The sequence below is a fragment of the Ornithinimicrobium cryptoxanthini genome, from assembly GCF_023923205.1.
Taxonomy (GTDB): domain Bacteria; phylum Actinomycetota; class Actinomycetes; order Actinomycetales; family Dermatophilaceae; genus Ornithinicoccus; species Ornithinicoccus cryptoxanthini.
In genome coordinates, this window is the sequence record NZ_CP099490.1 from 2,187,132 (window position 1) to 2,206,327 (window position 19,196).

Here is a 19,196-nt window from a genome sequence, read left to right on the forward strand (position 1 = left end):
CGTGCTCTCGAGGCTCAGCCGTGGTGCATGGCCTTGCGGGACAGCCTGTTGCCCAGTGCCTGAGCCAGCTGAACCAGGATGATGATCACGATGACCGTCACCCAGACCACGCCAAAGTTCCAGCGCTTGTAGCCGTAGTCGAGGGCGAAGGCTCCCAGACCACCGCCATCAAGAGTCCCTGCCAGAGCCGACATGTCGACCACCGCAATGCAGATGAACGTGTAGCCCAGGATCAACGGCCCGAGTGCCTCGGGCACCAGCAGACTGGTGATGATCCGCCACCTGGTGGCCCCCGTCGCGCGCGCCGCCTCGATGACGCCCGGGTCGATGGCGACGAGGTTCTGCTCAACGATGCGCGAGACCCCGAAGGTCGCTGCCACCGACATCGGCACGATCATCGCGGTGCTGCCCAGCCGGGTGCCGACGATGCCCACGGTCAGCGGCGCGACAGCAAAGAGCAGGATCAGGAACGGGATCGGCCGGAAGATGTTGACCGTCAGGTTGAGCAGGGCGAACACCCAGCGGTTCTCCACCAGTCCCCCGCGGCGGGTGGTGTAGAGCGCCAGGCCCAGCACCAGCCCCAACAGCCCGCCGATGACCAGCGTGGCCGCGACCATATAGAGCGTCTGCCCGGAGGCCTCGAGGAGTTTGGAGCCGTGCTCGTTCCACTGGAATCCTTCGTTCATCAGGCGACCTCCTGGATCTCGGTGACGTCCCGCAACTCGGTGACCACCCGGTCGACAGCGTCCTCGGACCCGGTCAGGGCCAGGGTGAGCGAGCCGAACGAGCGCGCCTGGAGCGTGCCGATGCCGCCATAGACGATCTCGAACCGCACGCCATGAGCACCCGCATCGGCCAGGACCGCACCCAGTCGGGAGCCGTCGTGGATGGTCGCCGTCACGATCCGGCCAGGGTGGGCCGCCCTGATGCGGGCGAGATCCTCGCCGCGTGGCTGGTCATGAATGACGGTGGAGACGAAGCGACGGCCGACCTCGGAGCGGGGGTTGCTGAACGTCTCGAAGACCGTGCCGATCTCGGCGACGTGTCCGTTCTCCAGAATCGCCACCCGGTCAGCGATCGCGCGGACGATCTCCAGCTCGTGGGTGATCACGACCACCGTGACGCCGAGCTCGGTGTTGACCTTCTTGAGCAACCGCAGGACATCCTGAGTCGTCTCCGGGTCCAGCGCACTCGTGGCCTCGTCAGCCAGCAGGATCTTGGGACCCGCGGCCAGGGCACGGGCGATGCCCACCCGCTGCTTCTGACCACCAGAGAGCTGGTTGGGATAGGCGTGGGCCCGGTCGAGCAGCCCCACGAAGTCGAGCAGCTCGGCCACTCGGGCAGCACGCCGGTCCTTGGGCCAGCCGGCCACGCGCAACGGGAAGTCCACGTTGCCCGCGACCGTCCGCGACCCAAACAGGTTGAACTGCTGGAAGATCATGCCCACGTCGCGACGCTTGCGTTCCATCTGCGACTCGGACAGCTCCGCGACGTTCTGGCCGTCGACGATCAGCTCGCCGGAGGTGACGCGCTCAAGACCGTTGATCAGGCGCACCAGGGTCGACTTGCCGGCCCCCGAGTAGCCGATGACCGCAAAGATCTCGCCCTGCTCGATGCTCAGGTCGACGTGGTCAACCGCGGTCAGATCGCTGGCCCGGCCCCGGAACACCTTGGAGACATCGCGGAACTCGATGATCGGGGGCACGGTGCCCTGCCTCTCGTCGTGGGTGGGGTGGGTGAGGCGAACCGTCAGTTGGCAGCCTGCAGGTTGGTCTCGGTCTCCTCCAGAACCTCCTGGAGCCGATCGGCGTCGTAGCCCTCGACGATCAGGGCGGTCCCACCCGAAGAGTCGACGACGGACTCCAGCACCTCCGGGTTGTGATAGATCTCGACGATCTTGCGGAAGGTCTCGTTCTGCACATCACCGGGACGAGCCGCGAAGATGTTGATGTAGGGCTGCGCGCCCGCGGACTCCGGGTCGTCCGCGTAGAGGTAGCTCGCCAGGTCGAACCCAGCGTCAGTGGCGAAGTTGTTGTTGACGATCACCGCGGCCACGTCGGCGTCCTTGATCAGTCCGGCCGTCTGGCTAGCCTCGACGGGGCGAACGACCACGGTGGAAGCCTCCTCATCCACGTCGTCCGGGGTGGGCGAGGCCGGGTCGCCGGTGAAGGTGATGAGTCCGGCGCCCTCCAGGACGAACAGGGCGCGGGCCTGGTTGGTCGCGTCGTTCGGGATGGCGACCTGGTCGCCCTTGACGAACTCCTCGAGGGAGTCGTACTTCTCGGAGTACAGCGGCAGCGGGACGATCATCGTGGAACCGATGGGGCGCAGGTCGTCACCGGTGTTGAGGTTGTGGTCTGCGAGGTAGAGCAGGTGCTGGAAGGAGTTCAGGTCGATCTCCTCCTCCGCCAGGGCCGGGTTGGGCAGGGTGTACTCGCTGAAGTTGACGATCTCGACCTCGATGCCCTCCTCCGCGGCCTTCTCCTTGAGAATCTGCCAGTGTGGCTGCGAGGCCTCCGTGGTGCCGATCCGGATCACGTCGGCGTCTTCGCCCCCTCGCGTGAGCGCCCAGCCGCCGACGGCAAGGGCCGCGACGAGGACGGCGGCCCCAGCGATCAGCGGCGTCCTACTGCGCTTCGGCTTCTCGGGCAGGACGGGGGCCGCGCCGGTCGTGGTGTCGATGGGCTCAGACATGATGGTGCCTTTCAGGGATGGTCAGCGCACCTGGGCGGCATGACCGATGGGACTGGCGGGATGCAGGTGGAACGGACGCAGCCAGGCTCCGGCTGGAGTGCGCGCACTCAGGTTCAGCGGCGCGTGCGTCGGGGACCGGCGGCGACGTTGCCGCGAGGTCTAGGGGTGGTGTGGAGGCCGAGTACCAGCGGCTGCTAGGGCTGCGGTCAGCGGCCGACTCAGTGGTTCCATTAGAAGGTCTCTGAGAGCCAGTTGTCAAAACAACTGTCACGCAGAACCCTCGTCGAACTACCCCTAGACAGCGACTACAGTCGCAGTTACTTCGGTGAGACACTCCCCAGTGATGGCATCTTTGAGATTCCGAACTCCTTGCGCAAGACCCGGCGGGCCGCGTGGAGTCCGACCATTCCGTGCACTCCCGGCCCGGGTGGCGCTGATTGTGAGCAGAGATACACCCCCGGGGCCACGGCATACGGATCGATCCTGGGCCCTGGACGGGCGACCATCCGCCACATCGAGACCATTCCCCCCGCAATGTCGCCGCCGGGATAGGCGGCGTTGTGCTCAGCCATCCGCGAGGCCGGGGTCACGACGCAGTCGACCACCAGATCGCGGAAGCCTGGGGCGAACCGCTCCAGTTGCCGGTCCGCCGCTGCCCGCACATCGCGCGTCGACCCCGTGGGGACGTGCGCATAGGCCCAGATGGGCCGCAGACCGCTGCGACCGAGGCGGGTGTCATCGTGCTGGGCTGGGTCACTCACCAGAAGCATCGGCCGGTCCGCATGCCGACCTGCCGCGACCTGAGCCTCCGCCGTGCGCATCTCCTCGAGCGTGCCGCCCACATGCACTGTCCCGGCGCGCTGCACCAGCGGTTCGCGCCACGGCACCGGACCGCTGAGGACATAGTCGAGTTTGCACACACCACCACCCAGGGGCAGGTCGCGCAGCCGCGAGCGATAAGGCTCGGCGAGCAGCTCAGCAGCGACCCGGGCGTGTGTGTTGAGCAGGTGCACCCGTGCCGGAGGCAGGTCGCTCGGGGTCCGCACGGGGTGGTCGACCACCAGTTGCCCACCGTGCGCCAGCAGGTCCTCCACCAGCACGCTGCTGATCACTCCAATGCCGCCGCGAGCGAGTGGCCATCCTGCAGGGCTGTGCGCCAGTGCCCCCAGATAGCTCGCCGTGCCCGCTGCGGCCAGGGAGGGCAGCGCCGAGATGGTGTGGGCGGACACCCCGCCGATCAGGCTTCGGGCCTCCTCGGTGTGCCAGTAGCCGTCACCCCAGGCGCCTCCCATCAGCGCCGTGCTCGTGGCGAGGGCCAGCCCCGCCCGGGCCAACCGCAGGGGATCTCCGTGTGGTGGTGTTCGCTTGTCCGACAAGGCAATCGTCGCCACTTCACGAGAGTATGCCGCGAGTGGCCCCAGCAGGCGGCTCCACCGCCGGCCGTCGGTTCCGAGCCGCTCCACGGTGCGGTCCAGGTCGTGGAAGGCGATCCCGGCCCGACCGCCGTCCAGCGGCTGGGCGTAGGAGACCTCGGGGGTGATCAGCTCGATCCCGCGGGCGGCCAGGTCGAACTCTTCGAAGAACGGTGAGGTCGGCGCCGCAGCGGGAACGGCCGCGCACACATCACGCAGCAGTCCCTCGGCATCGGTGACCGTGTCACTGACCAGCGGGAGCGTGCGCATGCCCCCGCCGGGCGTGTGCTGCCCCTCGAGAACGGTGACCGACAGACCCGCCCGCGCGAGGATCACTGCGGCAGCCAGACCATTGGGTCCGGAGCCGAGGATTACTACGTCTGCGCGTGCCGTCACTCTCAAGACACTACTCACCCACCCCGCGGTTGGGCACGACGCAGGACGCCCCTGTCACCGAGGTGTTCTCGGTGACAGGGGCGGTGCGGACGTGTCAGCCTGTGCCGGGGTTGACCGCGTCAACTCTGCTTCGGGTTGACCTGCTCAGCGCCCAGCGGTGCCGGTGTCCTGGACTCCGTGGTGGACTCCGGCTTGGCATCCACGCCAGCCTCCTTGCGCTGCTGCGCCGTGATCGGCGCGGGCGCCTCCGTCAGCGGGTCGAAGCCGCCACCGGACTTGGGGAAGGCGATGACGTCGCGGATCGACTCGGTGCCGGCGAGCAGGGCCACGATGCGGTCCCAGCCGAAGGCGACCCCACCGTGCGGCGGGGCACCGAACTTGAACGCCTCGAGCAGGAAGCCGAACTTGTCGTCGGCCTCCTCCGGCGAGAGCCCCATGATGCCGAAGACCCGCTCCTGGATGTCGCGGCGGTGGATTCGGATCGAGCCACCACCGATCTCGTGGCCGTTGCAGACCAGGTCATAGGCATAGGCCAGCGCCGAGCCAGGGTCGGACTCGAGGCTGTCCAGGAACTGCTCCTGCGGCGAGGTGAAGGCGTGGTGCACCGCCGTCCACGCGCCGCCGCCCACGGCGACGTCACCCGAGGCGACGGCGTCACTGGCCGGCTCGAACAGCGGGGCGTCGACCACCCACAGGAACGACCAGGCGGACTCATCGATCAGCTCCGCACGCCGACCGATCTCCAGACGGGCCGCGCCGAGCAGCGCCCGGGAGGCCTTGGTCGCCCCGGCGGCGAAGAAGACGCAGTCGCCGGGCTGGGCACCGACGTGTGCCGCCAGTCCGTCGCGCTCTGCGTCGGAGAGGTTCTTGGCCACCGGACCACCGAGCGTCCCGTCCTCGGCCACGGTGACATAGGCCAGACCCTTGGCCCCGCGCTGCTTGGCCCACTCCTGCCAGGCGTCGAACTGGCGCCGGGGCTGAGCCGCACCGCCGGGCATGACGACCGCGCCGACATACTCCGCCTGGAAGACCCGGAAGGGGGTGTCGGCGAAGAAGTCGGTGCACTCGACGAGCTCCAGCTCAAAGCGCAGGTCAGGCTTGTCCGTGCCATAACGTGCCATCGCGTCGGCATAGGTCATCCGGGGGAACGGCGTGACCAGCTCGATGCCCTTGACGGCCCAGACCGCCTTGGCGATCACCTCGCCGAGCTCGATCACGTCGTCCTGCTCAACGAAGCTCATCTCGATGTCGAGCTGGGTGAACTCCGGCTGCCGGTCGGCGCGGAAGTCCTCGTCCCGATAGCAGCGGGCGATCTGGTAGTAGCGCTCCATCCCGGCCACCATCAACAGCTGTTTGAACAGCTGCGGGCTCTGGGGCAGGGCATACCAGCTGCCCGGCTGCAGGCGGGCGGGCACCAGGAAGTCGCGGGCGCCTTCTGGCGTGGACCTGGTCAGCGTCGGGGTCTCGATCTCGACGAAGTCACGCTCCGCCAGCACGTTGCGCGCGGCGGCGTTGACCTTGCTGCGCAGGCGCAGGTTCTGCCCGGCCGCGTTGGCACCCGGACGACGCAGGTCGAGATAGCGGTGACGCAGGCGTGCCTCCTCACCGACGGTCACCCGCTCGTCGATCTGGAACGGCAGTGCCTCGGCGGCGGACAGCACCTCGATCTCGGTTGCGACGACGTCGACGGAGCCGGTGGGCAGGTCGGGGTTGACGTCCTTGTCCTCGCGGGCGGTCACGTCCCCGACGACGCGCACGCAGTATTCGCTGCGCAGGTCGTGGGCGGTGCCGGTCAGCACCTCGTCGCGGGCGACGACCTGGACGATGCCGCTGGCGTCGCGCAGGTCGATGAAGGCAACGCCGCCGTGGTCCCTGCGGCGGGCCACCCAGCCGGTGAGGGTGATGGTGGTGCCGACGTGCTCGGATCGAAGCGTGCCGGCCTCGTGGGTGCGAAGCATGAGGTCTCCTCTCGGGTCGCAAGCGCTGGAGAGTCGCCCCCAGCACTGACGATTGGGCAAGCCCGGGAGGTGCGGGCGGGGGCCAGATCGCGGTGCCACCACACCTTTGCCGAGGGGACCTCGGCCTCTCGTCGTCGACCGGGCTCGAGCCAGGTCCGCCGGACGCGCGGTGCGCGGGTGAGTCGGCCTGGGCCGCCTCGGGTGGATCGTCACTCCACCCCGGGCACGGCGCCCATTCTACGACCCCGTGGGCGGCCTCGGCACCACGTTTGTCGCGCGGGCCGTCGGCTCCGGCGACGGCAGCCTGACCTGCAACCTTCTGCCGCGTCGCCGCGTGTGGAGAGATAGAAGCACACCACCGGACGACAATGAGGGCAGGAGGGACCGATGAGCCGGAATCAGGCGGAGCACGACTTCGAGGAGTTCTATGCCGCGGCGGCACCGAGAGTGGTCCATCTCGTCTATGCCACCACCGGTGACATGACGATCGCCCAGGACAGCACGCAGGAGGCGTTTGCCAGGGCCTGGCAACGCTGGACGACCATCCGCGAGTATGACGAACCGCTGGCCTGGGTGCGCACCGTCGCCAGGCGCCTGGCCATCTCGACCTGGCGCAAGCAGGGTGCGCAGGACCGGGCCTATGTGCGACACGGCGCGACGGCCACCAGCGAGGGTCCCGGCGTCGACCGGGTCGCTGTCCGCGCAGCGCTCCAGACACTGAGTGACCCGATCCGTGAGTCGGTCACCCTGCACTACATCGCCGACCTGTCGATCGAGCAGATCGCCCGGGAGACCGGGGCAGCCGTCGGCACCGTGAAGTCCCACCTGCACCGCGGTCGGCGCCAGCTCGCCGACGCGCTCGAGATCAAGGAGAACGACCATGCGTGAGGAGCAGGAGTTCCAGGACTGGACCCAGGACGCAGACGACGAGCTGCGCCGCGCCCTCGGCAGCCTCCGGCACGACGTGGACGCCGCCGGCATCCCCGACGTGCGGTTCGTGATGCGCAGAGCCGGTCGACAGCGGCACCGCGCCCTGGCCGGTGTCGCCGCCGGTGCCGCTGCGGTCCTCGGGTTGTCGTGGTTGGGCTACCAGGCGATCGACAACGCCCCGAGCACAGCGCCAGCAGGTCAGACCGAGCGGGACCAGGGTGAGACGACAGCAGACGAGACGACCCCCGACGAGGCGATCCAGGATCCCGGCGATGACGAGGGCACCGACGCGGCGCCCGTCGACAGGGTGGACCTCTTCACGTCCGAGGCGTCCATCCCTGAGCTGTCGCTGTTCGTGCCTCCCGGCCTCTGGTCATCGCAGACCTTCACGGACGGCGCGGCCACCGGATCCGCCATGGGTGACCCCGAGGGCACCACGCTCTTCGACTGCGACCCCGACGACGTGATGTGGGGCAGCGCCGACGAGGGCACCTTCGGCATCATGACCATCTGGGCAGAGGGCCGGGCCTTGGGAAAGCAACGCGTCCGGGTGCTCGACTCCACCGACGCCACCACCGGCTACGTCAACGATATGAACGCCGCGTTGAGCGAGTGCGAGGCCCCGGCCGAAGCGACCAATATCGTCCTGGACGTGCAGCCGCTCGAGCTGTCCGGGGCCTATCGCATTACGACCAACTTCGTCGACGGCACCGAGTCGATGACCGACTTCGTCTACGTCGTCCAGCACGAGGGCATGCCGGAGGCCGTCTCGACCATCCGGATCACCGACTGGTCGCGAGCGGCCACCGACGCTGAGGCGGCCACCGAGCTCGAGCGGCTCGCCGGGCTGGTGACCGACAACTAGGGTCCTCTGCCGACCAGCCGCATCGTCGGTGCGACCGGATCTGCGCCCGTGCGAGCACCTGGTGCTCGCACGGGTGCACTTTCGTCGCACGGAACGGAGATGGACCAGCAAGTGCGGGCTCAGCCCGGCAGCGGGTCGTCGCCGCGGGCGGCCGCGATCGCGATGAGGCGACGCAGCACGTCCTCGTCGATCTGGTCCAGTCTCTTGACATAGACGCAGCCCGCTCCCTCGGTGTAGGCACCGAGCTCGGGCAGCAGCGCGGCTCCCTCGGGCAGGTCCTTGAGGCCATAGAGCGTCAGCGCGGCCTTCCGTGGCGAGAACGCGACCCTGGGCCAGTCGCCCTGTCGGCGCGGATCGCTGGGCGAGACATAGCGATAGCTTCCGTAGCCCACCATCGACGGACCCCACAGGACCGGCTCCTCCCCCGTCACCTCCGCCATGATCTCGGCCAGGCGGTGCCCTTCAACGACCCGCCGGGCGGGCTGGGCGGCGTCGAGGAAAGCCCCGACGTCAGCGTCAGTGGGCCCGGTCTTCGGTGCACTCATCCAGCTAGCGTAGACCGCGCTCAGTGAGGTCGGGTGCGCAGTCGCGGACCTCGGGTGAAGCAGTGCGGGGCTACCGGTCGCGCAGTCGCGGGTGCGCCGGCCACGGCTCGTCCGCCCGGCGCAGCGAAGCCCACCCCTGGGCTCGTGACACCTGTGCACTGAGCAGCCCGATCGCGACGGTCGCGTTGCGGATCCGCCCGGCGAGCACCGACTCCACTGCCACGTCGAGGTCGACCCAGCCGGTCGGCATACCGAGCTCCTCACCCTCCCGCTCGAAGACCTCGTCGCCGGGCACGTCGGACAGGTCCCGGGCGAGGAAGACCCGCAGCGCCTCGCTGAGGCCTCCGGGTGAGGAGACATAGTCGGCCAAGAGGTCCCAGCGCCCCGCGCGCAGGTCAGCCTCCTCTGCCAGCTCGCGCGCCGCGGCGTGAACCGGAGGCTCCCCGTCGACATCCAGGAGGCCGGCCGGCAGCTCCCACTCGAACGCACCGACCGGGTGACGGTACTGCTGGATGAGGAGCACCTCGGCCGGTCCACGGTCCTCACGCAGGGCGAGCACGGCAACGGCACCGGGGTGGTCGACATACTCCCGCGTGACGGTGCCGGCCTCCCCCAGGTCGACGGTGTCCCGTCGCACGTCCCAGACCCGGCCCTGGAGAGCGACCTCGCTGGTCGGGACGGGCCGTGGCTGCACCCGGTCGACCAGGTCGGCCACCCTCAGTCGCGGGGCGCCGAGCGTCATCAGCCGGCCGGTGTGCGCTCGACCTCGACCAGGCGCAGGCTGCGCTGCGCGTCGAGGGCCGCGGCGACGAGACCGGCGAAGAGGGGGTGCGCCCGGTGCGGGCGTGACTTGAACTCCGGGTGGGCCTGGGTGGAGACGTAGTAGGGGTGCACGTCGACCGGCAGCTCGACGAACTCGACGAGCTGCCCGTCCGGGGAGGTCCCCGAGATGGCCAGACCCGCGTCCGAGAGCTGCTCGCGATAGGCGTTGCCGACCTCGTAGCGGTGCCGGTGACGCTCCTCGACCTGCGTGGTCCCGTAGGCCCCGGCGACGACGGACCCCTTGGTCAGCATCGCCGGATAGGACCCCAGGCGCATGGTGCCGCCCAGGTCCCCGGCGCCCTCGACAAAGGCGCGCTGCTCCTCCATCGTCGCGATGACCGGTGCGCCGGTGTCCGGTTCGAACTCGGTGGAGCTGGCACCTTCGATGTGGGCCACGTTGCGGGCGTACTCGATGACCATGGCCTGCAGCCCCAGACAGATGCCCAGCGTGGGCACCTGGCGCTCCCGCGCCCACCGGAGCGCGCCGATCTTGCCCTCGATGCCGCGGATGCCGAAGCCGCCGGGGACCAGGATCGCGTCGACCCCGCTCAGCGCCCTCGTGGCGCCGGCCTCGGTCGCGCACTCGTCGGAGGCGACCCACCTGATCGCGACACGCGCGTCGTTGGCGAAGCCGCCGGCACGCAGCGCCTCGGTGATCGAGAGGTAGGCGTCGGGCAGGTCGATGTACTTGCCGACCAGGGCCACCTCGACCTCGTGCTCGGGCCGGTGCACGCGCTGCAGCAGCGCGTCCCAGTCGGTCCAGTCGACGTCCCGGAAGGGCATGCCCAGGGTGCGCACGACATACGCATCCAGGCCCTCGGTGTGCAGCACCTTGGGGATGTCATAGATCGACGGCGCGTCGACGCAGCTGGCGACCCCGTCGACCTCGACGTCGCACATCATCGAGATCTTGCGCTTGATCGACATCGGGATCTCGCGGTCCGAGCGGAGCACGAGCGCGTCGGGAGTGATGCCGACCTGACGCAGCTGGGCCACGGAGTGCTGCGTGGGCTTGGTCTTCAGCTCGCCGCTGGGCGCGAGGTAGGGCACCAGCGAGACGTGCACGAAGAAGCAGTTGGCGCGGCCCAGGTCGTGGCGCACCTGACGGGCCGCCTCCAGGAAGGGCAGGGACTCGATGTCACCGACGGTGCCGCCGATCTCGGTGATGATCACGTCGGGGGTCTGGTCGGCGGGCAGCTCGGTGGCGTCGGCGCGCATCCGGGCCTTGATCTCGTTGGTGATATGCGGGATGACCTGCACGGTGTCGCCGAGATACTCCCCCCGCCGTTCCTTGGCGATCACGTCGTTGTAGACCTGCCCCGTGGTCACATTGGCCCGGCCGCGCAGGTTGACGTCGAGGAAGCGCTCGTAGTGGCCGATGTCGAGGTCGGTCTCGGCCCCGTCCTCGGTGACGAACACCTCACCGTGCTGGAACGGGTTCATCGTGCCCGGGTCCACGTTGATGTAGGGGTCGAGTTTTTGCATCGTCACGCGCAGTCCGCGCGCCCTGAGCAGAAGTCCGAGGCTGGAGGCCGTCAGGCCCTTGCCGAGTGAGGAGGCGACGCCCCCGGTTACGAAGATATGTTTCGTCTGGTCCACCACGGGCTGTCAGTCTACGTCACGGACCGCGGCCGCGGACACGGCACGCCGGTAGGCCTCCAACGCGGCCTGCGCCGCGTCCTCCTCCGTGGGCAGGACAGCCGCTCGTGCCAGTGCCCGCGCCCGCAGGTCGTCCCGCAGCCCCTCGTCCACGAGCAGCGCCGTCAGAGCCGCCCCCAGCGCGTCAGGGTTGTCAGCCGGCACCAGCACCGCGGCACCGTCGAGCACCTGCTCGGTCCCGCCGACATCGGTGGCCACGATCGGCAGGCCCACGCTGAGCGCCTCCTGCAGCCAGACCGGCTGCCCCTCCCAGCGGGCCGCGGAGACCGCGACGTCTGCTGCGGCCAGCAGGTCCGGCACGTCGCTGCGGTGGCCCAGCAGGCGCACCGGCAGCCCCGCCCGGTCGATCCGGCGCTGCAGCGCCTGCGCCTGGGGGCCGTCACCGGCGATCGCGACCAACGCGTCGTCGCTCGTGGTGCCGGCCGCCACCAGTGCATCGAGCAGCCGGTCGAAGCCCTTCTGCGGGGCCAGCCTGCCGACCGCCACCACCAGGAGGGTCGAGTCGGCAAGGCCCAGCGCCTCACGCACCTGCCCACGGTCCTGCTGTGGTGTCGCCCGCACCGCCGGGACGACCGCCAGGGCCACGTCCGCCGCACCGCGCTCCCAGGCATCGGCGACGAGGTCAGCCGACACGCCGAGCACCAGGTCGGCGCCTCGACATGCCATGCGCTCCAGCCCGCGGTGGACGACCGCCGCAAGTCGCCCCTCGGGCGCGGCGTTGTGCAGGGTGACCACCAGGCCGGGCCGCTCCCCGTCACGTGCCATCGTCGCCAGGGCGCCCGCCCGCACGCCGTGGGCGTGCACCACGTCGACCTCTCGCATCGCCTCGCGCAGCACCGCCGTCGAGCGACGGTCCCGGTGCGGCGAGGGGCGGGAGCCGACCTCGAGGGCCACGTGCTGGGCGCCGGCTTCCACGAGTCCGAAGTGGGAGGCGACGACGTCGGGGCAGGCGACCAGGACGGTGTGGCCGAGCCCGACCAGGCTCCTGGTCAGCTGCTCGACGTGCCTCCCGACGCCACCGGCGACGACTCCGGTCACCATCAGGATCGCGCTCACCCTGTCATCTAACCCCACGACGCAAGATCCCTCCCACCAGGTCCGCAAACGTCTCGCGGGCACCGATCCGCAGCGCGAGCAGGGAGGCGGCGAGCACCGCGCCCCCGGTCACGGTGCCGCTGGCCAGAGCGACCGCCCAGTGGCTGACCTCCAGTCCGCCGACAAGCTCGCGCACCACCAGCACCGCCAGCGCACCCCCGAGGGCCACCAGCGCGGCCGACCAGACCCCATGGGTCACCGACGCCCCCCAGGCGCGTCGGACCAGGACAACCAGGAGTATGCCGGTCAGCGACATCCCGATCGAGCTGCCCCTGCCGAGGGTCACCAGTGCCTGCGTCGAGGTGGGTGTCGTGCCGGTCAGCAGCAGCACGGGGATGGCGGCCGCGACCAGCCACCCGATGGCCACAGCTGCACCTGCGGCCAGGGCCGAGCCCCGGGCATACAGCGCCCGGGACAGCAACGCGGTGAGGGCGAGGCCGACCAGACCGGGGGCATACCACCCGAGGGCCGCAGGCAGCGCGCGCAGTGCCTGCTCCCCTGCTCCTGAGCCTCCCGCGTCGATCGCCTGGAACAGGGCGCCGACCTCGCGCCGGACCGCGACCAGGGCCACCGCCCCTGCCACGCCGGCTACGGCGACCGACAGCAGGGTGCGACGCAGGACCGGACCTGCCTCGTCAGAGGTGAGCCGGGGGAAGGCCGCGGTCGCGAGCGGGACGGCCAGCACGGCATACGGCAGCAGGTAGGCGGTCTGGGCATAGGTGTAGACGTTGAGCGTCCCGACCCCGTCGGCCGCGTTGGCCAGCCACACGGTCACGAGGACGGTCACCTGCTGGGCCCCGACCGCGACCAGCCCAGCGACGGCCAGCGTGCCGACGCGCCGACCGGCGCCCTCGGGGAAGCGCCAGGTGGGGCGCAGCCGCACCCCCGCACGCCAGGTGGGCACGAGCAGGGGCAGGCTCAGAGCCACCACGCCGGCCGTCGTGCCCCAGGCCAGGAGCAGGATGGCGTTGCGCGGCGTGCCGTCCAGCCCCGCATCAGGCGCGACCCAGGCGCCATAGGCCAGGAAGACGCTGATCGCGACGATGCTCGAGAGCACCGGCGCCAGCGCGGCCGCGAGGAAGCGGCGGTGCGACTGCAGCACCCCCGCCAGCACGATCCCGATGCCATAGAGCACGATCTGCGGCGCGAAGACGGTGAGCATGGTGGCGCCGGTGTTGACCGCCGCGCTCCCGCACTCCGCGTCCGCGCCGAGCAGCACGCGCGTCAGCGGGCGCGCCAGCAGCGCCACCAGGATCGACAGGGGCAGCAGGACGCTCAGGGTCCAGGTCAGCAGCGCGGAGGCGGTGCGGTCGGCCAGATCCTCCCGGCCGCGGTGCAGATAGCCGGAGACGAGCGGCACGACCACTGCGGCCAGGGCTCCACCCGCGGCGATCTCATAGAGCGCGTTGGGCACCTGGTTGGCCGTCGCATAGATCTCGCCCACGCAGGTGGCGCCCACGCCGTGGCTGAACGCGACCCACCGGCCCAGGCCGACCGCACGCCCGACCAGTGTCACGACCGCGATCAGCCCCGCGGCGGCGGCGATGCTGCCGGCCGCCAGGCGCGGGCTGGGCGTGCCCGCTGGCCCGGTCAGGCTCATGTCGCGAGGCTCGGGTGCGGCTTCCTGCCCAGCTGGTCCAGGTCCCGCAGCACCGGTGTCGACTCGATCACGGCCGTGAAGCTCACCCGCTCGGAGGCCAGCGTCAGCGCGGTGACCACGGCGAGGGTGAGCGTCCTGGCGAGGGGCCCCTGGCGCTGCACCAGGGCCAGGCCGAGGGTGGCGCCCAACGGGTTGGCCCCCGTGTCGCCGAGCATGCTGACGCCAGACAGGTCGTCGGGCAGGAGGGCGAGCGCGACCCCGAGCGTAACGGCGCCGGCCGCGGAACCGGCCCCGGTCACCACGAGCGGCACCGCCGTCAGCACGCCGACCTTCAGCGCCCGGCCGGGTCGCAGGTCACACAGGTTGGCCAGGTTGGCCGAGCCGGCCACCACGGCACCACCGGCGAGCGTGCCCCAGAGGCAAACCGCGGGTGTATGCCGCGCGCCCCGGTCTCCCTTCAGCGCCGGTCCAGGCGTGGCGGGCTGTGCGTCCCAGCTGGTTCGACGGGAGGACCGGGCGTCGTCCCAGGCGACGGTGATCAGCCCGGTCGCGGCCAGTCCGAGGATCTTGATCGCTCCGGTGGTGACCCTCCCCTGGGCCAGCGCCCGCAGGTGCCCACCCAGCCCCTTGCGGTCGGTGTCCTCGCGCAGGTCGTCCACCGCCCCGAGCAGCCCCGCGCCGACCGAGGCCACGGCATACGGTCCCGGACCGGTGACCCACCCCGAACGCGAGCCCACCCCGGACACGACAGCGGTGCCCGCGCTGCCGACGACGAGCGCGACACCCTCCAGCAGCGTCACCTCCCGACCGGCGTGGTTGGTGCGTAGCCACCGCCGTGCCCAGCCCTCGGTGCGGCCCTCTCGCAGCTGTCGCCAGACCAGCGTCGTGGCGCCTGCACCCGCCGCGCAGAGCAGCCCGTCCCGCAGCGGCCTCACGAGGTCGGTGCGCCAGTGGTGGGCACAGCGTCGGTGGTCGGTGCTTCCCCGGGCTCTGCGGCAGAGGACCCCTCCGTCGGCGCCTCCCCGGTCGGGCTGCTGTCACCGGGGCCGAGGGTGCCGGTCTCGCCCGCACCGTCCTCGCCGTCACCGCCTGGCGCAGTGGGCTCGGGCACGGGGAACGGCCCGGGTGCTGTCGTGGTCGTGTCCGCCTCCTGGACCTTGGGCTGCGGGACGGCTGGCACAGGGGCGACCGCATCCGTGCCCAGACCCCAGTGACCTGGTTGGTCCTCGATGGTCCAGCGCAGCGCGAGCACCGCGGCCAGCTGTCCACTGGGTCCCTCGATGTTGTCGACGCTGCTGACCACGTCCGCCAGGTCGGCCTCGGCCCGCACTCCCCGGACCACGGGCGACTCGGCCGTCTGGACGGGCGCTGCATAGGCCTCGGTGCCATAGCCGGCCACGAGCGTGGGCACCCCCAGGTCGCCGAAGCCCGCCACCAGGTCCAGTGCCTGCTCCAGCCTGGCCTCGCCGTCCTCCCCCGCCTCGACCTCGGCGGTGCTGAGCGAGCCGGTGACGAGCACCACGGAGTCGGGCGGTCCGGTCGTGACCGCGTCCTGGCCCACGCCCCAGCTGGCGTCCAGGAGACCAGCCGCGCCGAGCTCGTCCATCGCCAACCGCCACGCGCCGGAGCCGGCGACGGCGTCCTGACCCGTGACGGCTGCCGCCAGCACCGTCTCCACCGTGGGCTCGTCACCCGTGCGCGGCGACGGCACCGCCAGGTCGGTGGCCAGCTGGGCCGCGAGCTCGTGACGCTCCGCGGACCGCTCGAGGTTCGGGTCGGTCCACGAGTTGTCGAGCCGAGCCGTCACGGCCACGGCACCACCAGCTCCCGAGATGACGTCCTGGAGCTCGCCCACCAGGTTGCGGTCGGCCCCGGGCATGGCCACCAGCGCCACGCGATGCCCGGTCAGCTGGTCCATCGTCACGGTGGGGGTGACGACCTCGACCACCTGGTCCTTCAGGTCGCCACGGGCTTCGGCCTGGTCCAGCTGGTCGCGCAGCCCGTTGCGCTCCTCGCGCAGGTCACGCACCTGAGCCTCCAGCGTCGAGGAGATCTCCTGCCCCAGCGGGCCGGCCCCGAGCACGATGCCGACGGCGAGCGCCATGAAGACGGCCACCAGGGAGACGAGGTGATAGCGGAAGTCGATCACCTAAAAGAGCCCTCCGATCCAGGCGAGAAGGTCGTCCCAACGGACCGCGAGGACACCCATCAACGTGCGGCCACCGGGCGTCGCCGCCAGTGCCGCGAGCACGGCCAGCAGTCCGGCGAGCACCAGCCAGGTGAGCGCACCGGACGAGATCCGGCTGCGATAGAGCAGGCTCACTCCCTTGGCATCGACCAGCTTGCCCCCGACGCGCAGCCTGGTCAGGAAGGTCGAGGCCATCCCCTGACGGCCCTTGTCGAGGAACTCGATGAGCGTGGCGTGGGTCCCGACGGCGACGATCAGGTCGGCCCCCTTGCCGTCAGCCAGCAGCATCGCGACGTCCTCGCTGGTGCCGATGGCGGGCAGCACGATGACGTCCTTGACCCCCAGTGCGGTGACCCGCTCCAACCCTGGCGCGCGACCGTCCCGATAGGCGTGCACGATGATCTCGGCACCGCTCCTGAGCGCGGCGTCCCCCACGGAGTCCATGTCGCCGACGATGATGTCGGGGCGGTAGCCCAGCTCGATCAGCGCGTCCGCGCCGCCATCGACGCCGATCAGGACCGGTCGGGCCTCTCGGATGAACGGCCGCAAGGTCTGCAGGTCCTCCTTGTAGTGGTAGCCCCGCACCACCACCAGGGCGTAGCGCCCGTCCAGGTCGGTGCGGATCTCCGGCAGCTTGATGCCGTCGAGGAGGAGGTCGCGCTCCTCACGGACATATTCCATCGTGTTGCGGGAGAAGGCCTCGATCTGCTGCGAGAGGTTGCCACGCGCCGCCTCCATGGCAGCGTCGACGGCCTTGGAGCTGAGCAGGGTCCCCTCGGCCACGACGTGGCCCTCGACGACCAGCCGGTGGCCCGACACCCGCCCGTTGGCACCCTCTGTGACCTGCGTCAGCACCGCTTCTCCCGCCCGGTCGATCAGGGGGACGCCGGCATCGAGGAGGATCTTCGGGCCGAGGTTGGGATAGGTCCCGCTGATGGAGGCTGCCGCGTTGATCACCGCGGCCGGCTTGCAGGCCACCAGGGCGTAGGCGCTCACCTGGTCGATGTCCTCGTGGTTGATCACCGCGATGTCGCCGGGCTCGAGCCGCTTGGTCAGGTTCTTGGTGCGGGCATCGACCCGGACCCGCCCCACCACGGAGGGGCCGTCGGAGGCGGCCTCGGGCACCGGGGGTCTGGACAGGCTCATGGTGGCCCCATCGTGCCACGCTTCGCCCCGGAACCGGCCCGGACGGGCCGCTGAGGGAGTATGCCGAGATGCACCCCTGTGACGGCCGTCACCAGCAGCGCTGCACTGATGACGTCACCGGACTGGGCACGCTGCACCCAGCCGTCAGCGGCCGAGACGCTGCGGTGCATGCTCCTCGACGAGCTCGCGGGCGTGCTCCAGCGCGGCTGCCGAGTCGGTGACACCCCCGAGCATGCGGGCGATCTCGGCGACCCGGTCGGCGCCGTCCACGGTGCTGACGTCACTGGCCGTGATCACACCGTCCGAGCTCTTGTGCACGACGTGGTGGCGGTCCGCGAAGGCCGCCACCTGCCCCAGGTGGGTGACCACCACGACCTGCGCGGTCCTCGCCAGCAGCGCCAGCCTGGCCCCGAGGTCGAGAGCGGCGGCCCCACCCACACCAGCATCGACCTCGTCGAACACATAGGTCGGGACGTCACCCTGGGCAGACACGACCTCCAGCGCAAGCATGACCCTCGACAGCTCACCGCCGGAGGCCGCCTTGGTCACGGTCCGAGGCTGTGCGCCGGCGTTGGCCGCCAGCATGATCTCGACCTCGTCCAACCCGTGCGCCCACGCCCTGACTCGCTGCCCGTCGGCGAGCTCCAGGCCCTGCTCGTCGGGTCGCTGGGTCACCGAGACCTCCAGCCGCGCGCTGCCCATGGCCAGGTGCGCCAGCTCGGCCTCGACCTTGCGGCCCAGGTCGGCAGCCGCCGCCTGCCTGACCCGGGTCAGCTCGGCTCCTGCAGCCACCACCGCCTCCCGCAGCCGCGTCTCGTCCTGGGTGAGCGCGGCGATGCGGTCGTCGGCCCCGTCCAGCTCAGCCACCTCCCCGGCCGCATCCCTGGCCCACGCCAGGACGGCTGCCGAGCTCTCGCCATACCTGCGCAGCAGTCCGGTCAGGACCGACCGACGCTCCTGCACCCCCGCGAGGCGGGCGGGATCCACCTCGATGTCGGAGGAGTATGCCGCGAGCTCGGTGGCCAGGTCGGCCGCCAGATAACCCAGCTCGTCAAGTCGCTGGCGCAGTCCAGCGAGGGCCGGGTCGTGCTCGGCGACCGGCCCCAGGGTCTGGCTGGCTGTGGCGAGCAGCTCAGTGACCGGACGGATCTCCTCGACCGTGTCGTCGCCGCCGGTCAGGGCGGTGTGCGCCGTCTCCGCCGCCTGGCGCAGACCATCAGCGTGCGCCAGGCGCTGCTCCTCGGTGCGCAGGTCGTCCTCCTCACCCTCCTGGGGGTCGATGGCCTCGATCTCCTCCAGCGCCGCCCGGAGCAGGTTGACGCGCAGGGTGCGCTCGGCACCGAGGCTGCTCAGCCGGACCAGCTCCTCGCGCGCGGCGTGCCAGTCGCGGTGGGCGGTGGCATAGGCGTCTCGAGCACTGTGCACCGCCGCCCCGCCGAAGGCGTCCAGGAGCACCCGGTGCTGGTCAGGGGCACGCAGACGCCACTGGTCGGCCTGCCCGTGCACGGCCATCAGGTGCTGACCGACCTCGCTGAGCACGCCCACCGGCGCCGCACGGCCACCGACGTGCGCGCGGGAACGACCTTCTGCACTCACCGTGCGCACCAGGATGAGACCGTCCTGAGTCTCTCCTCCAGCCGCCTCGACCCGTGCCGCAGCAGGGTGGGCCTGAGGGACGTCGACCTCCCCCTCGACCACGGCCGAGGCAGCCCCTGCCCGGACCATGCCGGCATCGGCGCGGGCACCGAACAGCAGCCCCAGGCCGGAGACGACCATGGTCTTGCCAGCGCCGGTCTCACCGGTGATCACGTTGAGCCCAGGGGACAGCTCGAGCTCGGCGTCCTCGATGACGCCGAGTCGTTGGATCCGGATGCGGGTCAGCACGC

General features: G+C 70.8%; 16 protein-coding genes. 2 read left to right on the plus strand and 14 right to left on the minus strand.

Annotated features, from left to right (window positions below):
* Positions 1-14: 14 nt before the first annotated feature.
* From NF557_RS10035 to aspS, 5 genes are all read right to left on the minus strand, one after another.
* Entirely contained in the window at positions 15-686 is a 672-nt protein-coding gene (locus NF557_RS10035; protein ID WP_252619113.1) for a methionine ABC transporter permease, read from the minus strand.
* A complete protein-coding gene (locus NF557_RS10040) occupies positions 686-1,705 on the minus strand; it encodes a methionine ABC transporter ATP-binding protein (protein ID WP_252619114.1) in 1,020 nt (339 codons plus the stop codon). Before NF557_RS10040 ends, NF557_RS10035 begins: the two co-directional genes overlap by 1 nt.
* Positions 1,706-1,749: 44 nt before the next feature.
* Positions 1,750-2,694, minus strand: a complete 945-nt coding sequence (locus NF557_RS10045) for a MetQ/NlpA family ABC transporter substrate-binding protein (protein WP_252619115.1) — start codon at positions 2,692-2,694, stop codon at positions 1,750-1,752.
* Positions 2,695-3,011: 317 nt separating this feature from the next.
* Positions 3,012-4,502 carry a phytoene desaturase family protein gene (locus NF557_RS10050; protein ID WP_252619116.1) on the minus strand — a complete coding sequence of 497 codons (1,491 nt, stop codon included), beginning with the start codon at positions 4,500-4,502 and terminating at the stop codon, positions 3,012-3,014.
* Positions 4,503-4,621: 119 nt separating this feature from the next.
* Positions 4,622-6,460 carry an aspartate--tRNA ligase gene (gene aspS, locus NF557_RS10055; RefSeq protein WP_252619118.1) on the minus strand — a complete coding sequence of 613 codons (1,839 nt, stop codon included), beginning with the start codon at positions 6,458-6,460 and terminating at the stop codon, positions 4,622-4,624.
* Positions 6,461-6,847: 387 nt separating this feature from the next.
* Between aspS and NF557_RS10060 the strand changes: the two genes are divergently transcribed.
* Positions 6,848-7,348 (plus strand): SigE family RNA polymerase sigma factor, encoded by a 501-nt coding sequence (locus tag NF557_RS10060; protein ID WP_252619119.1) that lies wholly within the window; start codon positions 6,848-6,850, stop codon positions 7,346-7,348.
* On the plus strand, positions 7,341-8,255 hold the full coding sequence (locus NF557_RS10065) for a hypothetical protein (protein ID WP_252619120.1): 915 nt from the start codon (positions 7,341-7,343) through the stop codon (positions 8,253-8,255). Before NF557_RS10060 ends, NF557_RS10065 begins: the two co-directional genes overlap by 8 nt.
* A gap of 119 nt (positions 8,256-8,374) precedes the next feature.
* Here the strand turns inward: NF557_RS10065 and NF557_RS10070 are convergent, their stop codons facing one another.
* The 9 genes from NF557_RS10070 to recN all read right to left on the minus strand — a co-directional run bounded on the left by NF557_RS10070 (position 8,375) and on the right by recN (position 19,194).
* The gene (locus tag NF557_RS10070; RefSeq protein ID WP_252619121.1) at positions 8,375-8,800 is read right to left on the minus strand and encodes a DUF1801 domain-containing protein; all 426 of its coding nucleotides are present in this window, start codon (positions 8,798-8,800) and stop codon (positions 8,375-8,377) included.
* A gap of 70 nt (positions 8,801-8,870) precedes the next feature.
* The gene (locus NF557_RS10075; protein WP_252619122.1) at positions 8,871-9,542 is read right to left on the minus strand and encodes an NUDIX domain-containing protein; all 672 of its coding nucleotides are present in this window, start codon (positions 9,540-9,542) and stop codon (positions 8,871-8,873) included.
* Positions 9,542-11,224, minus strand: coding sequence for a CTP synthase (locus NF557_RS10080; protein WP_252619123.1), 1,683 nt, complete (start codon positions 11,222-11,224; stop codon positions 9,542-9,544). Before NF557_RS10080 ends, NF557_RS10075 begins: the two co-directional genes overlap by 1 nt.
* A 6-nt stretch (positions 11,225-11,230) precedes the next feature.
* Positions 11,231-12,337 (minus strand): glycosyltransferase, encoded by a 1,107-nt coding sequence (locus tag NF557_RS10085; protein ID WP_252619124.1) that lies wholly within the window; start codon positions 12,335-12,337, stop codon positions 11,231-11,233.
* A 4-nt stretch (positions 12,338-12,341) separates the two neighbouring features.
* On the minus strand, positions 12,342-13,976 hold the full coding sequence (gene murJ, locus NF557_RS10090; RefSeq protein ID WP_252619126.1) for a murein biosynthesis integral membrane protein MurJ: 1,635 nt from the start codon (positions 13,974-13,976) through the stop codon (positions 12,342-12,344).
* Entirely contained in the window at positions 13,973-14,911 is a 939-nt protein-coding gene (locus tag NF557_RS10095; RefSeq protein WP_252619127.1) for a hypothetical protein, read from the minus strand. Before NF557_RS10095 ends, murJ begins: the two co-directional genes overlap by 4 nt.
* Positions 14,908-16,125, minus strand: a complete 1,218-nt coding sequence (locus NF557_RS10100) for a copper transporter (protein WP_252619129.1) — start codon at positions 16,123-16,125, stop codon at positions 14,908-14,910. Before NF557_RS10100 ends, NF557_RS10095 begins: the two co-directional genes overlap by 4 nt.
* Positions 16,126-17,310, minus strand: a complete 1,185-nt coding sequence (gene steA, locus NF557_RS10105) for a putative cytokinetic ring protein SteA (protein ID WP_252619130.1) — start codon at positions 17,308-17,310, stop codon at positions 16,126-16,128.
* 144 nt (positions 17,311-17,454) lie between these two features.
* A complete protein-coding gene (gene recN, locus NF557_RS10110) occupies positions 17,455-19,194 on the minus strand; it encodes a DNA repair protein RecN (protein WP_252619131.1) in 1,740 nt (579 codons plus the stop codon).
* Positions 19,195-19,196: the final 2 nt, after the last annotated feature.

Excerpts from the sequence above, each read along its gene's own strand:
- NF557_RS10035 (WP_252619113.1), bottom strand. The coding sequence starts at position 686 with ATGAACGAAGGATTCCAGTGGAACGAGCACGGCTCCAAACTCCTCGAG.
- NF557_RS10045 (WP_252619115.1), bottom strand. The coding sequence starts at position 2,694 with ATGTCTGAGCCCATCGACACCACGACCGGCGCGGCCCCCGTCCTGCCC.
- aspS (WP_252619118.1), bottom strand. The coding sequence starts at position 6,460 with ATGCTTCGCACCCACGAGGCCGGCACGCTTCGATCCGAGCACGTCGGC.
- NF557_RS10060 (WP_252619119.1), top strand. The coding sequence starts at position 6,848 with ATGAGCCGGAATCAGGCGGAGCACGACTTCGAGGAGTTCTATGCCGCG.
- NF557_RS10065 (WP_252619120.1), top strand. The coding sequence starts at position 7,341 with ATGCGTGAGGAGCAGGAGTTCCAGGACTGGACCCAGGACGCAGACGAC.
- NF557_RS10070 (WP_252619121.1), bottom strand. The coding sequence starts at position 8,800 with ATGAGTGCACCGAAGACCGGGCCCACTGACGCTGACGTCGGGGCTTTC.
- NF557_RS10075 (WP_252619122.1), bottom strand. The coding sequence starts at position 9,542 with ATGACGCTCGGCGCCCCGCGACTGAGGGTGGCCGACCTGGTCGACCGG.
- murJ (WP_252619126.1), bottom strand. The coding sequence starts at position 13,976 with ATGAGCCTGACCGGGCCAGCGGGCACGCCCAGCCCGCGCCTGGCGGCC.
- steA (WP_252619130.1), bottom strand. The coding sequence starts at position 17,310 with ATGAGCCTGTCCAGACCCCCGGTGCCCGAGGCCGCCTCCGACGGCCCC.